The organism is Borrelia turicatae 91E135, from assembly GCF_000012085.2.
In the GTDB taxonomy this organism is placed as follows: domain Bacteria; phylum Spirochaetota; class Spirochaetia; order Borreliales; family Borreliaceae; genus Borrelia; species Borrelia turicatae.
The window spans coordinates 877,581-892,476 of sequence record NC_008710.1; the positions used below are offsets into that span (position 1 = coordinate 877,581).

Annotated in this window: 11 protein-coding genes; 5 read left to right on the forward strand and 6 right to left on the reverse strand. The window is 27.9% G+C overall.

What is annotated here, in order from left to right:
- Positions 1–108 precede the first annotated feature (108 nt).
- Positions 109–468, reverse strand: a complete 360-nt coding sequence (locus BT0_RS04200; RefSeq protein WP_011772756.1) for a hypothetical protein — start codon at positions 466–468, stop codon at positions 109–111.
- A 78-nt stretch (positions 469–546) separates the two neighbouring features.
- Here BT0_RS04200 and BT0_RS04205 point away from each other — a divergent pair, with 78 nt between their 5' ends.
- Positions 547–1,095: a TDE1717 family outer membrane beta-barrel protein gene (locus tag BT0_RS04205; RefSeq protein WP_011772757.1), complete on the forward strand. Its 549-nt coding sequence runs from the start codon at positions 547–549 to the stop codon at positions 1,093–1,095.
- Here BT0_RS04205 and BT0_RS04210 read toward each other — a convergent pair.
- From BT0_RS04210 to topA, 5 genes are all read right to left on the reverse strand, one after another.
- Positions 1,088–1,735: a phosphodiester glycosidase family protein gene (locus BT0_RS04210; protein WP_418214859.1), complete on the reverse strand. Its 648-nt coding sequence runs from the start codon at positions 1,733–1,735 to the stop codon at positions 1,088–1,090. The genes BT0_RS04205 and BT0_RS04210 overlap by 8 nt on opposite strands.
- 133 nt (positions 1,736–1,868) lie before the next feature.
- Entirely contained in the window at positions 1,869–2,393 is a 525-nt protein-coding gene (locus tag BT0_RS04215) for a hypothetical protein (protein WP_011772759.1), read from the reverse strand.
- Between the two features lie 83 nt (positions 2,394–2,476).
- Entirely contained in the window at positions 2,477–3,916 is a 1,440-nt protein-coding gene (locus BT0_RS04220) for a PTS transporter subunit EIIC (protein ID WP_011772760.1), read from the reverse strand.
- 146 nt (positions 3,917–4,062) lie between these two features.
- Positions 4,063–6,549 carry an ATP-dependent RNA helicase gene (locus BT0_RS04225; RefSeq protein WP_011772761.1) on the reverse strand — a complete coding sequence of 829 codons (2,487 nt, stop codon included), beginning with the start codon at positions 6,547–6,549 and terminating at the stop codon, positions 4,063–4,065.
- Positions 6,550–6,552: 3 nt separating this feature from the next.
- The gene (gene topA, locus BT0_RS04230; RefSeq protein WP_011772762.1) at positions 6,553–9,090 is read right to left on the reverse strand and encodes a type I DNA topoisomerase; all 2,538 of its coding nucleotides are present in this window, start codon (positions 9,088–9,090) and stop codon (positions 6,553–6,555) included.
- Positions 9,091–9,165: 75 nt separating this feature from the next.
- Between topA and sbcD the strand changes: the two genes are divergently transcribed.
- Genes sbcD through BT0_RS04250 form a run of 4 tightly spaced genes read left to right on the forward strand, consistent with a single transcriptional unit; the run spans position 9,166 to position 14,847 of the window.
- The gene (sbcD, locus tag BT0_RS04235; protein WP_011772763.1) at positions 9,166–10,398 is read left to right on the forward strand and encodes an exonuclease subunit SbcD; all 1,233 of its coding nucleotides are present in this window, start codon (positions 9,166–9,168) and stop codon (positions 10,396–10,398) included.
- Complete coding sequence (locus BT0_RS04240) at positions 10,385–13,234, forward strand: SbcC/MukB-like Walker B domain-containing protein (protein WP_041178540.1); 2,850 nt, start codon at positions 10,385–10,387, stop codon at positions 13,232–13,234. The genes sbcD and BT0_RS04240 overlap by 14 nt, the downstream gene beginning before the upstream one ends.
- Before the next feature lie 47 nt (positions 13,235–13,281).
- Positions 13,282–14,220, forward strand: coding sequence for an ROK family protein (locus BT0_RS04245; protein WP_041178541.1), 939 nt, complete (start codon positions 13,282–13,284; stop codon positions 14,218–14,220).
- On the forward strand, positions 14,221–14,847 hold the full coding sequence (locus BT0_RS04250; protein WP_011772766.1) for a copper homeostasis protein CutC: 627 nt from the start codon (positions 14,221–14,223) through the stop codon (positions 14,845–14,847).
- Positions 14,848–14,896: the final 49 nt, after the last annotated feature.

Genomic DNA, 14,896 nt, shown 5'->3' on the forward strand with positions numbered 1-14,896 from the left:
AAAAAAAAGAGAAGAAAGAATAGACATAAAAAGAAAAACAAGTAATAAAAATGTTAGTTGGTTTTTTGCTAGCTAACATTTTTATATTATTAGTTCACTTAATTTAGTTTATTCAATAATTATATTATCTATTATATTTATGTCTTTACTAAAGATATACCCTTTTTTTCCTTTGTAGGTTGCTAGTATCCATTTGCCTTTAATTCCATGTTGTTCTGTGTTTTGCATTATTTTTTCAATTTTTACTATTTCGTCTTTTCTAATTATTGTTAGATAATTATAGTTAGTATTATCCGTTTTAGTTACATTGTTTAAAATAGCATAATTTTTTGTTATGATTCCTACTTTTCTTGAAAATCCTAAGATACTGCTTTTGGGTAAGTTGAATTCGTTTATTAAAGGAGTTTCTAATTTTTTGCTGCATGTTAAAAACATTATGGAGATTAAATATAGTAATTTTATTTTCATAATTTTATTATATATGTTACTTGATATACAGTTATATATAATAATATAATGTTTCTTTAGAAAGTGTAAGGATTATCAATGAAAAAATATATTTTTTTATTATTTTTATTTTTTCCTTCAAGTGCTTTAATATTCGCGTATCCATTATCTTTTGGAGGGGGATTTGCTTATCAATTTACTAATTATACTAGCAAAAGTGATATAAGTAAGTCTATAAAAAATTATAGTAGAGTGGATAATGGAGTAAATCTAAGTTTATTCTTTGATGCTAATTATGTTATTTTGGATATCTCTTATAAAGATGCTTTTTTATCTAGTCATCATAGTAGGTATTTTGCTTTTGGGCTTTATGGAATTTATCCGATTGTTTTTAAGGAATATGTTAGAACATTATTTCCCCTTCTTGGGATTAAATATACACTTGATTTAAGTGCTAAGAGACAAAATTTGGTGTTTTTGTCTTTGGGATTTGCTACGGATTTTTTCGTTCCCGAAGTTAAAGGACTCTATATTAGACCTTTATTTATGCTTTCAATTTCACCTACTTCTCTTGCTGTAAAGAATTTTTCTTCTCTCACAACGGAGGTTACTATTGGAATTAATATTGGTTGGAAATTTCTCAGTTAGGCAGTTTTATTCCTAAGTGAAAAGGGACTATTCTCTCTTGTCCAAAAAGGTTAGATGTAGCATTAAGTTTATAAGCAGAGTTGTTGGATTTTGTTACAAGTGTGCTTGAACCACCTCCATCTAGATTAATAGAGTTGTTAATACCATAACTTAATGATAGATCTATTGCTTCATTTAACGAGATCCCTTTGCTATTATTAGCACCTCTTCCTTCTACCGTTATTAGATATAGGTGTTTGTTTCCTTTATCACTACCTATTATTGTTCTTGGATGTTTATTTTCTTTAAAATTTTTGGTGTATTTTCCATTTTTGATTAAAGGAAAGAAGCCGCTAAAACCATAGTCAGAATTTTTGATTTCATCTTGCTTGGGATTTAATATTATTTGATTGTTCTTGATTATAATTATTCCTTGATTTTTTTTTGCATTGAAGATTATTTTTTTATCATATATGTATAACCCGTTAGGGTAGAATATATTGTCTTTAATCTCATATGGACTAGTGTTAATAGCAATATCTACCTTGTTAGAAAGTAAAAATTGACTTGTTGTTTGGCCATTAAAGTAATAATTATTAGTTTTTGTATCATAAATAGGCTTTGAGATTATGAACTTTAAATTTTTGTTTTTAATCTTGATAATTACGTAATTACTTTCTTTAAAAGAACCTTTAATGATTTCATATCTCATTTCCACGTCTTTTGGATTGAGTGGTTTTTGTGCTGATAAGACGCTTACTGTCAAAATTAATATTATTACGCTTAAAAATTTTTTATTCATTTCTCTTTATTTTATAAGAATAAATGCTCTTAGGATAGTTGTTTAAGATTATATTTTTTATCTTTAAAGAAATTTTGTCATTTTTTATTCTTGCAATATTATATAATTGATAAATTATTTTAATATCTAACTCTTTATGTTTATGTAAGATATCATTTAAGATATCATTGATTTCGTCCTTGCTTATGTTTTCTTCATTGATTCTAAGTTTTAGTAACAAAATTTCGTTTTTTATGTTTTTATCTTTAGGCTCTTGTATTTTTTTTAAAAAATTATTAGCTTCTTCATATTTCTTTATTTTAAGTAAATATTTGGCCATAAGTAGATAATAGTACTCTGAATTTAGATTCTTGATTGCATTTATTGTTTCGAGTTCTTTTGGTAAATTGTTATTTAAGTCGTATAGCATGTATAATTTATTTAATTTTTCCAAATTTTCTTTGTCTGTACCATATGTTAGAACAAAAGGAATTATTAATGACAAGATCAACAATATTTTAGATTGTGTTAGGTTCATGTAATTTTATTTAAGATATTATACACTTTTTTAGTGAAAATAAGAAGAAAAAATTTTATTTCTTTCTTCTTATTCTTTATGATTTAAGTTTTAGATTTTATATAATTTGAAATTTGTTCAGATTTTGCACCGAATATTACTTGCACTTGATTTCCTAATGTAATGATTGTTCCAGTAGCTCCAAGCTGGTTCATTAAATCTTTATTTACTAATAAGGAAGACTTGACATCTACTCTTAATCGTGTAAAACATGAATCAATATTTGTTATATTATCGATTCCTCCGAGAGCTTGAATAATTTTCTCAAAATTTTCGTTTTGAGATCGCTTAGAATCATTATTAGAAATTGTTTGCTGTTTAGTATTGTCTTCACGACCAGGTGTTTTAATTTTAAATGTTTTGATTAGTGTTATGAAAATGGTGAAGTATACAGTTCCAATTACAAGTCCTATTGGTAGTATTAGTAAAGCATTTGTTGATTTTGGAAACATTAAGAAGTAATCTATTATTCCTGCGGAGAGTGAAAATGCTATGCGTATTTCAAGTATATTAGTAATTACTAATGATATTCCAGTTAAGATCGCATGTATTAGATAAAGGAAAGGTGCTATTAACATGAATGTGTATTCTATTGGTTCTGTAATTCCTGTTAAAAATGAGGTGAGTGATGCAGAGAGTAAAATACCACCTACTTCTTTTCTTCTTTCTTTTTTTGATGTTAAGTACATTGCAAGAGCAGCACCTGGTAGTCCAAACAGCATTACTGGATACATCCCTGATGTAAATGCGCCAGCATTTGGATCTCCATTTAAATATCTTGTGATTTCTCCTTGGATTATGTTGCCGTCATTTGTGGTATATTCTCCGAATACAAAATATACTAAAGTGTTTAAAAGCTGATGTAGGCCTGTTATTATGAGAAGTCTATTTAAGAATCCAAATACAAATACTCCTAAATTACCAGCTTCTATCATCCAGTTTCCAATTTGATTAATAGTTATTTGTAGAGGTGCCCATAGGAAAGCAAATATTATAGCAAGTATTGCAGACAATAATCCATTAGCTATTGGTACTAGTCTTTGCCCTGAAAAAAAACCTAAAAATTGTGGTATTTTATAGTTTACTATTCTATCGCTGAGCATGGCTGAACTTATACCTGTAATAATACCCCCCAAAACGGACATGTTAACAGGTTCTGATTTTCCATTAATCATTATTGTAAATGTCGATAGTCCTGCATTTAAAATTAGGTATCCTACGGCCCCTCCAAGTGCTGCGGCTGCTTTATTATTTTTAGATAGTCCCATTCCAGTTCCGATTGCAAATAGTATGGGTAAATTCCCAAAAATGGCACTGCCTGATTGTTCCATTAATTTGCCAATTTGTCTAAGCATGTTAGAAGGTTCTGTAGTTTCTATTATGAGGTATCCAAAACCAAGTAAAAGACCAGCAATTGGTAAAACGGCTGCAGGAGTTTGTACAGCTTTTCCTAGATTTTGTATATTTTTCATTAAATTATTCATATTTACCCCCCATTAATTTATATGTTTTTTATTAGTTACAGTTTATATTAACTTTAAATATGATTCTAGTTTAAATAACGTTAATTTATTTATTTTTTTATTTGTTAATGTTTATTTTTACAATCTTAAATGTGATTTATGAATTTTTAAAAAAAGAAGTTTAGTTTTTTATAAACTTTATTTACTGTTTTTTTAATAGGATCAAGTTTTTTAATATTGTCTTGATTATCGATCAGGATTTTTATGCTATCCATTGATTCCTCGATTGCTACGATAAAGCTTTTTTGAGGTTTGAGCCAAAAATTGTTCGAGTAGTCATTTCTAAGTGATAGGAAAAGAACCGATTTTTTATTGGGATGTTTAATGAAATTCATAGTGCATTCTAAAATATTTTGCATCTTATCAATTTCATTAATGTTGATATTTGCGCTTTCATATTTTTTAATGAGCGACCAGTCTGATTCCATACCATTTACTATACGCATTATTTCTATTAATTGCTTATTTTTGAATATTATTAAGTTTTCATGTGTTAATTTTGCAAGTACATTTCTTATTGCTTTCTCTTCTGAGTTTTTTAATCTTTTTGAAATTAATTCTTGAACTTCCTTTAAGCTAATTGTTAATTGATTTTTATTTTCATTGTGAGTATTAAATTTCTTTCCCCCAATAGTTATTTCATTTTCTAATAAATGTTTTTTATCTTTTTTTACTATGTTTTTGTGGGTGTTATTTAATTTTTTCTTTTCTTGTTGAGTGTTTTTTTGTTCATTTTCTTCAAATTGAATATCATTGATCCATTCTTTTTTAAGTACCCCAATTGATCTGGCATATCTTTTACTTGTCTCTATTATTTCTCCTGCTACGAAATATTTTACAGAATCTGTGTTAATAAGTGAGCCCGGATGGGTTACTATATTTTGGGCTTTTATTGTTTTGTATTTATTTTTTGAAGTTTTAAAGCAAATATAATCTTTCATACCTCTCATTATGGATTTTAAGTAGCCTTCGTGATCAATTTCATGTTTGTGTACTATTGGTATGTTGAAGCTACTTACAATATTTTCAAGTTGTCTTTGTACATTAGTAATTTCTTCAAGACCTTGTAAGTCTAAATAATTCTCTTTAGCAAAAGCTTCTTTATTAGTGGCTTTTTTATAATCTTCAAATATGTTAATAAATCCTATTAAGTCACCTAGTGGATTTTTGTATTTTAGATGGGCTTGTCTGGCTTCTATTTCTTCGTTTTGAGGTAGTAAGAAAATTCCACTTGTGGATAAAAATGATAGTCCAATTGTGGTTGGGTATATTGCTTGTTGATAGTTTATCATTGCTTCAACTAAAGCCCTTGAATGTATTGGTATTAGAGGAAATATGATCATATATTTTCCAATTTCCGTAAGTTCATTTTTTTCATTTATTGCATCTAAGGATTTTAATATGTCACTTGCTGTTTGAATGGATTTAATTGATGGTTTTGAAATGAAGTCAAATTTTGTAAAATTTCTAATTCCAATATCCGCCATTCTTAAGATTACTTCAGAGAGATCTGTTCTGTATATTTCTTCCTTTTGATATTCGTCTCTTAATTGATATTCATCTCTTTTATATAATCTGTAACATGTTCCCTTTGCAAGTCTTCCTGCTCTTCCTGCTCTTTGTGTTGCAGATGATTTTGAAATTGGTACTTCTTGAAGTGAGTAAGTGTGTGTTTTCATCTGAAATCTATTTGTTTTGACTTTTCCGCTATCAATTACTATCTTGATATTTTCAATTGTAATTGAAGTTTCTGCAATGTTTGTTGATACTATAATTTTTCTTTTATTCTTTGGTGTAGGCATAAATATTTGTTCTTGTGCTTCTTTTGCCATCCGACCATATAAAGGTAATATTATTAATTCTTGTTTGGAATTCAGTTCATAAATTTCTTTTATCGTTTCTTTTATTTCTTTCTCTCCAGATAGGAATATAAGGATATCACCTTCTTTTTTTTCTTTGATTATACCACTAATTATTTCTTTTATTTTTAATATCATTGATTTTGATGTATTGAGTAGTGGTGGATTATAGATTATTTGTACAGGATAAGTAATTGTTTCTATGCTAAGTATTGGAGCGTTGTTAAAGTATTTTGAAAATACTTGTGTATTTATTGTGGCAGATGAAATGATAACTTTAAAATCATCTCTTTTGTTTAATATATCTTTAATAAGTCCTAGTATAAAGTCTATGTTTAAACTTCTCTCATGAGCCTCATCTATTATTATTACGTCATATTCATAAAGTAGGGTGTCTTTTTTGAGTTCTTGTAATAAAACCCCATCTGTCATTAATTTTATCTTTGTTTTAGAGCTTGTGACTTCTTGAAATCTTATTTTATAGCCCACCTCTTCTCCAAGTTTGACCCCAATGTGTTTTGCAATATATTCTGCTATTGATATTGTGGCTATTCTTCTTGGTTGTGTTACACCAATTTTCCCAAGTTTTGTTAGTCCTGATTCATATATTATCCTTGGTATTTGTGTTGTTTTTCCACTTCCTGTTGGACTCTCTATTATTAAAACGTTGTTTGTTTTTAGATTTTTAATTAATTCATCTTTATATTTGTAAATGGGAAGCTCAAAATCATTCATATCCTACATTAGTCCAAAAATATAAGTTGCATCTATTTGATTAAGGTCAATATCAGTAGGCAAATCAACCTTTTTCCTCTTAATTTTAGCATAAAATCTATCATTTTGTTTGTAAACATAAATTTTATTTCCAACTTTATTTTTTGCTAGTGGTATTATTTTTACAATAATTCCGTTTTTTTCTAGTTTTGCGTCTAACAGTTTAATTGATTCTTCTAGTGTTATTTCGTATGCTTTTATGTCTTTTTTTAATGGGCATATTATACTGTTGTTTTCAGTTTTAATATAATCTCCAAAAACCCCTGTTGTAGCGATTATTTTTTCATGAGTTTTTGGATATTCGCCAATTATTTTTGGAAGTGAGAGTAATTTGAGAGCAAGTTCTAGGGTTATATTTTCATGTTCTATGTTTTTTGTTGACATTTTTTTAGCTTTTATTATTTTAGGTTTTTTGGGTTTACCTGTTTTTGTGAATTCTTGTGGAGCATAAATGTCCTCTCCAAGTTGGACAATTCCTCCATATTTTGAGTTTTTATATATTACATTAAGTCCTGTTTCAGGATCAATTCCTAATATATTGGGTTGTATTTCTTTTTCTGATATTATTTTTTTTATTTCATCTTCTTTGTATAAGTTTTCTAATGGTGTTGTTACATTAATCGCGTAATTATTTCCATTAAAAATTAAATAAGGACCAAACTTGCCAAGATTAACTTTATAACTAAATTTTTCGTTATTAGTGTATTCATAGACTATTCTAAATTCTTCAGGGCTAATAATGGGTTCTATTTTATTTATTGTATTCTTAAGACCTTCTTCTCCATTATAAAATTTATTTAGATATTTTATTTTGTCTAGCGTGCCTATTGCGATCTTATCTAGGTTTTCTTCCATGTGGGATGTAAATTTTAGTTCAATTAGTACTGGGAAATATTTTTTTAATAGATTTATGACAGCAGCTCCTTTTATTGTTGGAATTAGTGTGTTATTGTGTTTAAAGATATATTCTCTTTCAAAGAGTGTTGAGATAATAGTAGAATAAGTTGAAGGACGTCCTATACCTTCCTTTTCAAGCTTTTGTACAAGTGATGCTTCTGTATATCTGAGTGGGGGTTTTGTTTCATGCTCTTCTGGATTTACGTCTAAGATTACAAATTTATCACCTTCTTTTATGAGGGAAAAATCTATGATACTGTTTTCATAAGGCTCTTTACTGTTTTTTAGAAAGCCATCAAAAATGATTGTTGTGAAACTTGTTTTAAAGGTTAAATTTTCATACTTCAATGTTATTTTAATAATTTTTTTTCTTGCGTCTTTCATTACGGATTCAATAGTTCTATCCCATATTATTTTATATATTTCTCTGGCAGTTTCGCTTTCTATTTGTATTTGTTCAGGAGAAGTAAAGAGTTCAGAAGGTCTTATAGCTTCATGTGCATCTTGAGCCATTTTAGCTTTGGCATATAATCTGTCATTTGTTTCTATATATTCTTCACCATATTTTTGTTTTATAATAGTTTTTATTTTTTCTCTTGCGGTCTTGGCAATGTGATAAGAATCTGTTCTTATATAAGTTATGTATCCGTTTTCATACAGTTTTTGTGCGTAATTCATAATTTGTTTGGTTCCTATTTTTAATCGTCTGTTTACTTCTTGTTGAAGAGAAGATGTGATGAATGGTTTAGGAGGAGCTTGTTTTATTTCTTTTGTTTCAATTGAAATTACCTCGATCTCTTTTGTGTTATTTAACTTCTTTGTGAGCATATTCATTAATGTTTTGTCTATTACAATTGTTTTGTCAGGATCGTGTAAAGCCCCTGTATCGTTTACAAAGTCTTTGCTTTCAGCTACATTTTTGTTCTTAATCTTTTCAAGTATTGTTTTAATCTGTATATCATTTTTGTTGTGTTTGCATTCAAGTGTAATGGAATAATAATTGGCTTTCTTAAAATTTATTCTTGTCATTTCTTTTTCTATGATTAATTGAAGTCCAACGGATTGTACTCTGCCGGCAGAGAGTCCGTAAGCAATTTTTTTCCAAAGTAGAGGAGAGATAGTATATCCATAAAGTCTATCTAGTATTCTTCTTGTCTCCCCGGCATTAACGAGATTCATATTAATTTCTCTTGTATTATTTAGTGAATCGATTATTGCGCTTTTTGTAATTTCATGAAATACCATTCTTTTATAATTTTTAATTTGTAATACTTCCTTTAAATGGAATGCTATTGTTTCACCTTCTCTATCTTGGTCAGTGGCAAGATAGATTTCATCTTTCTCTTTGATGAGGTTTTTGAGTTTTTCAATTACTGTTTTTTTGTTGTTTGGGATAATGTAGAGTGGTTTAAAGTCATTTTGATGATCTATAGAGAGTGTTGCCCATTCAAATTTTTTGTACTCTTCAGGTATTTCTTTAGCACTGTTTGGCAAATCTCTTATATGTCCTATGCAGGCTTCTACTAAGAATGAGTTATCAAGATATTTCTTTATCGTTATTGCTTTTGTTGGTGATTCTACTATTATTAATTTTCTTTGTTGCATAAAACCCTTATATATATATAATATAACATAATGTATAAATTGTTGTAATTTTTCAATAAAAATAGTGCGGTATTTATGAGTACTTATAGAGTTTTACATACGTCTGATTGGCATATTGGTAAAAAAATTGGATATTTTTCTAGGATTGGTGAGCAACAGAAGTTTTTAAGTTTTTTATTGGGATTTATTAAAAATGAAAAAATTGATCTTTTACTTATTGCTGGTGATGTTTATGATTCAAAGAGGCCTGGACTTGAAGAACAAAAATTAATAAATGATTTTTTTTACGAATTATCTTTTACCCCTTGTAAATGGTGTGTAGTTATTACTGGAAATCATGATAAAAGAGCTTATTTTAATATTAATAAAAAAATACTCTCAAAGTTTAATTTTTTTTTAGTTACTGGAAATGAACTTTCTAGTCAAGTGGTGTTTTTAGAAGACCGTGGTGATATTAAGTTTATTATTGTCTGCATGCCTTATATTAATGAAAGACTTATTGTGGATCAAGATTGTAAAAATATAGAACTACATAACGATGTCTTTCTTAAAAACCTTGAAAAAGCTTATAAAGATCAAATATCAAATGTTATTGGGGCCCTTGATGAGCAGTATCTTCATATCCCTAGAATATTGATTGCACATTCTTTTTTTTCTAGTAGTAGTGTAGTTGGTAGTATTGGAAATAGTCCTATTTTACCTGTGAGTGTTTTTGGCAATAATTTTTCTTATGTTGCACTTGGACATATTCATAATTTTAAAAAGTTAAAAGATAATGTAGTTTATTCAGGTTCACCAATTCAGTATTCATTTGATGAAGATATTAAAAAATATGTGAATGTCTTGTTTTTTAGTGAAAGTAAATTAGTTGAACAAAATAAGGTTTTACTTCCTGTATTTGGTAAATTGTACTTTTTACAAGGCTCTTTTAATGAGATTATGAGTGATTTGCATAAGATTAAGAATGAGATTTCTTATCTGTGTTACTTAAAAATCGAGCTTAATGAGAAAGCGGCTGCGGAATTTGAAGAACAGATTTATGACTTTGCAAAGTCAAGTTTAATCAATATATTTGATATTTATTATCATTGCATAGATTCAGAAGAAGAGTCCTTAAAAGAAGGACGAATGTTGCTTAGTAGAGATGAAGTACTAAGTAGGGATGAGAAGTATTTTTTCCAGGAAAAATTAAAAAAAGATATTAAGAATGGTTTTAGGAGAGGAAATAAATTTAGGGAAGAAGAACTTATTGCTCTTTTTGAAGAAGTATTACTTAAGGGAAGAGCAGGCGAATATGAGGATAAATAAGTTAGTATTTAAGAACATTGCTTCTTATAAAGGTGAATATGAGATAAATTTCGATGTTTCTGTTTTAAAAAAGTCGGGAATTTTTTTGATTTCTGGAAATACTGGAGCTGGCAAGAGTACAATTTTGGATTGTATTACTCTTGCTCTTTATGCACGAGTTTATAGACTTGATAAAAATATTTCAGATTCAATTTCAAAAGGTTTTGATAGTGCTTATGTTAAACTTACTTTCACTGTTTCTGGAAAAGTTTATGAGTCATTTATTGAACTTAATACAAGACAAAAAGAAACACCAAAAAATATGGTACTTACTTGTTTTAGTGATGGGAGTTTGATTGAGAATAAAGATGATGTTTTGTCTTATATAAAGAGTCTTTGTAGGTTGGATTTTGAACAGTTTTGTCAAACTGTTATTTTGCCTCAAGGTAATTTTCAGGAGTTTTTAACTTTAAAGCCAAAAAATAAAACAGCAATAATTGACAATATTTTTAATTTAAAAAAGTATGATGATATAGAAATTTTTTTAAAGAAAGAATTAGAACTTACAAAATTCAATAAAGAAAGATTAGTATTTTTAGATACGGAAGAAAGAAACAGACTGAATATTAATAAAAAAAAAATAAATGAATTGACTGAATCTTTGAATTTAATTAATGTAGAAATTTTAAGAGAAAATCTTGACAATGTTTATAAGTTGATAGTTATTTGTGAAAAAATAATAAAGTTCAATCAAAATTATTTAGATATTCGACATAGGATAGATGATTTAAAATTGGAATTATCTTCTAAAGTTGTGTTCAGAAATAAGTTAAATCGTGAGTATTTTTTGCAGAAAAAGATTAAATCAGAATTAGATGAAAAGCTTAAGTTTTATAATTCTAATGATTTTTTGGATTTAAAAAATTTTGTACAAAGGCAAAGCGAACTATTAAATGATAAAAATCGGTTCTCGTTAGAGCTTTTAAGTATTCAAAGGGACTTAGAAGAATTGAAATATTTGGATTTAGACAATTTTAATTTTGATTATGTAAAAGAATTATATTATGAGAATGTTATTTTATGTGAGATGAATTTTGATGAGGAAGCTTATGATAGATTACTTATAAAAGAGAAGCAATTGGAAACTCAAAGAAAAAAATTATCAGTAGAACAGAAGAGAAAAAACGTCGAAATCAAAAGTATTAATTCAGAAAAAATATCATTTGATTTTGATAAGTATGTTTATTATGAGGCATTAAAGTTATTAAAGGGGTTTTATGAAGAATTAATATTGAGATATAAAAATGGATTAGACTTGTTGTTAAAGTCAAATGATAGTGGTTTATCACAAGCTATTGAGATAAATATTAAAATTGATTTATATAGAAATTTTTTAGAACATCTTAATAACAATAGACAGTCTGTTGAGAAAGATATAGAGGATCTTAAACATCATGAAGATGCATATAAGGTATATCAAGGAAAAGAAAAATTAAAAATCAGTAGTTTAAATGAACTATTGAAATTGAATTCAAAGCTTCAAGTTTTGCAATCTGAGTTAGATATTCTTAAAGTTGCTATCTTGCATAATAAAGAAAGTAAAATTAAATGGGAGGGTTGTGTCTTAAATTTTAAGAAAAATAATGCAGAAATTTTAAAAAGAATTGGTCAAAATTTATTTCGAAAATATATAGATTATTCTAATAAGGATAAGATTTTGATTTTTGAAGGTAAACTTAAGGAAATTGCAGCTTTAAAATTAATGTTCAATGATTTAAATTCCAAAATTTCTTTAAAGGAAATAGAAATTAAAGAAAATTTAGGTAAGATAAAAAATTTATTATTTAATGTTAATTTAAAGATAAGTCTAAGTGAGTCTGCTTTAATTGAGAGAGAGTTTGAAAAATTTTTAAGGTCTAAAAGAGACATAGAAAATGATCATATTAAATTGAATTTGTGTCTTGATAATATAAGTAATGAAAAACTTAAACTTGAGAGTCAAATTGAGATTATGAAACAAACCATATTAGGTTTTAAAATGGAGCTTAAAGATGAACTTGCTAAGTTTACTTCTAGTTTTGTTGATTTGAAAAGATCAATTAAAGGTGTTTTTTGTGCTAAGGATCCTATTTTTTCATTTGATTCTTTAAACCCTAGTAAGAATAGTTTAGAGCATTTTATAAAGTTGAAATCCAATTTTATATCTCAGATTGAGGTTCTCTCTAAGGATATTAGTAAGTATGAGGCAAATTTTTCAAGCTTGCAGGTTCTTAAAGCAGAACTTAATGCACATGAGATTAATTTAGAGAATATTAAGAATGAATTAAGTAGTGTAAATGAGCGTAATGATAAATTGGAAATTTTGAAAAAAGTTGTTACTACTTCTCCTAGTTTAAAGTATTATGTTCAGAGTTTTTTGATTGATGAGATTTTAAGTATATCAAATAAAAAGTATTTAAATATTATTCTGCCTGATTTTGAGCTTGAAATTGATATAAATAGTAAAGATTTTAATTTTCTAGTTAAAAGCAAAAAAGATGGAAATATGACTCGTAGTGTTAAAACTTTATCTGGTGGTGAGAAGTTTCTTGTATCTTTATCGCTTTCTCTAGCTCTCTCAGACATGATAAGAGATAGTGATCTTAAAATAGAAGCATTTTTTCTTGATGAGGGCTTTGGGAGTCTTGATGAGGATACTTTAAAAATGGTTATTCCAAAGATTTCTGATTTGCAGCGTGTTGATGGGCGTCAAATTGGTATAATATCTCATGTTTCTTATTTGAAGGAAGAGATTAAGACCCAGATAGTTATAAGTAAAATTTCAACAGTTTCTAAGATTACTATAGAGAGTTTTTAATTTTTTATTGTATAATTACCTGAATATTTTAAAATATGGAGATTTGTATGGAACGTTATGTTTCAATTGATGTTGGAGGTACTAATACTAAATATTCTCTTGTAGATAGTGGCGGTAATTTTCTTGATAAACATGAAGTTAAATCAGGTACTACTCCTGATGAGCAAGTTGGTATTTTAGTCAATGTAATTAATTCTTATAAAAGAGAAGAAAATATTAAAGGTGTTGCAATTTGCATGCCTGGGTTTGTTGATCCTAAGGGCATTGTAATTAGAGTGAATGCTATTAAAGGATTTACTAATTATCCTTTAAAAGAAAGGCTTGAAGCCTTAACAGGGGTGAATGTTGAGATTGAAAATGATGCTAATTGTGTGGCTTTAGCAGAAAAATTTAAAGGTAATGCTATTCATTCTGATGATTTTGTTGCGTTGACTCTTGGAACAGGCATTGGTGCTGGAATATTTATGAATGGAAAACTTTTGAGGGGATATTCTTTTATGTCTGGTGAAATTGGGTTTATGATAACCAGAGGGCTTGGAAATAATATTCCTTTTAATTGTAGATGGGAATCTATGGCTTCTGTTGCGGCCTTAAGGAGAAGGGTTGCTGAGCGTTTGGAAATGAAATTTGAAGAAGTTTCTGGAGAATATGTTTTTGAGCTTGCCGATAGTGGCAATATACATGCTAGGAATGAAATCGAGCATTTTTTTGAAACTTTATCATTTGGAATTTTTAATTTAACTTTTATTTTAAATCCTGAAAAAATCTTAATTGGAGGCGGAATAAGTTCACGATCGGATTTAATAAGTAGAATATATGATAAATTAGAAAATTTATGGTCTTTAGAATTGGCTCATATTTATAATAATGATATCAAGAAACTTGTTAGAGTGGAAACAACTAAATTTAATAATGATTCTGGTAAAATCGGAGCATTATATCATTATTTTGTTGAAAATAAATTGTTATGTAATTTAAGTGTTTAGATGATAAGAGAAGCATGTGTTTTTAATATATTAGAGGCTTTAAATGCTGTTAAGCTTGGTGCTGATAGAATTGAGCTTTGTGAAAATACGACTTGTGGAGGAACTACGCCTTCTTATGGCACCATAAAAGTTTTAAAGGAAAGGTTGGACGTTCCTATTGTTGTAATGATTAGACCAAGATGTGGGGGATTTGTGTATTCTAATTTAGAATTTCAAGCTATGAAGGAAGATATTGAGCTTTGCAAGAGTCTTGGAGTGGAAGGTGTAGTTTTTGGAATTTTAAAGGATGATTGTGAAATTGACATAGATAGAACTAAAGACTTGCTAAGTTTATCTTACCCTTTAAAAGTTACTTTTCATAAAGCAGTTGATGAGACTTGTGATATTAGATCTTCTGTGGCTAATCTTTTAGATATTGGTGTTCATAGAATATTGACTTCAGGAGGAGGATTTAAAGCGGAAGATTCACTTATGATCATTCAGGATTTAATATTGATGGCTGGAGAAAAATTAGAAATTGTTGTTGCAGGTAAAGTTAGTAAGGATAATGTTGATGCTATTGATACTATTCTAGGTGCGAAAGCTTATCATGGGAGGTTGATTGTTGGTAATTTAAGTTCATCTTAAGGCTTATCGTTTTGTATGAATTTAAGGTCAAATTAAGTGAATATTTTAA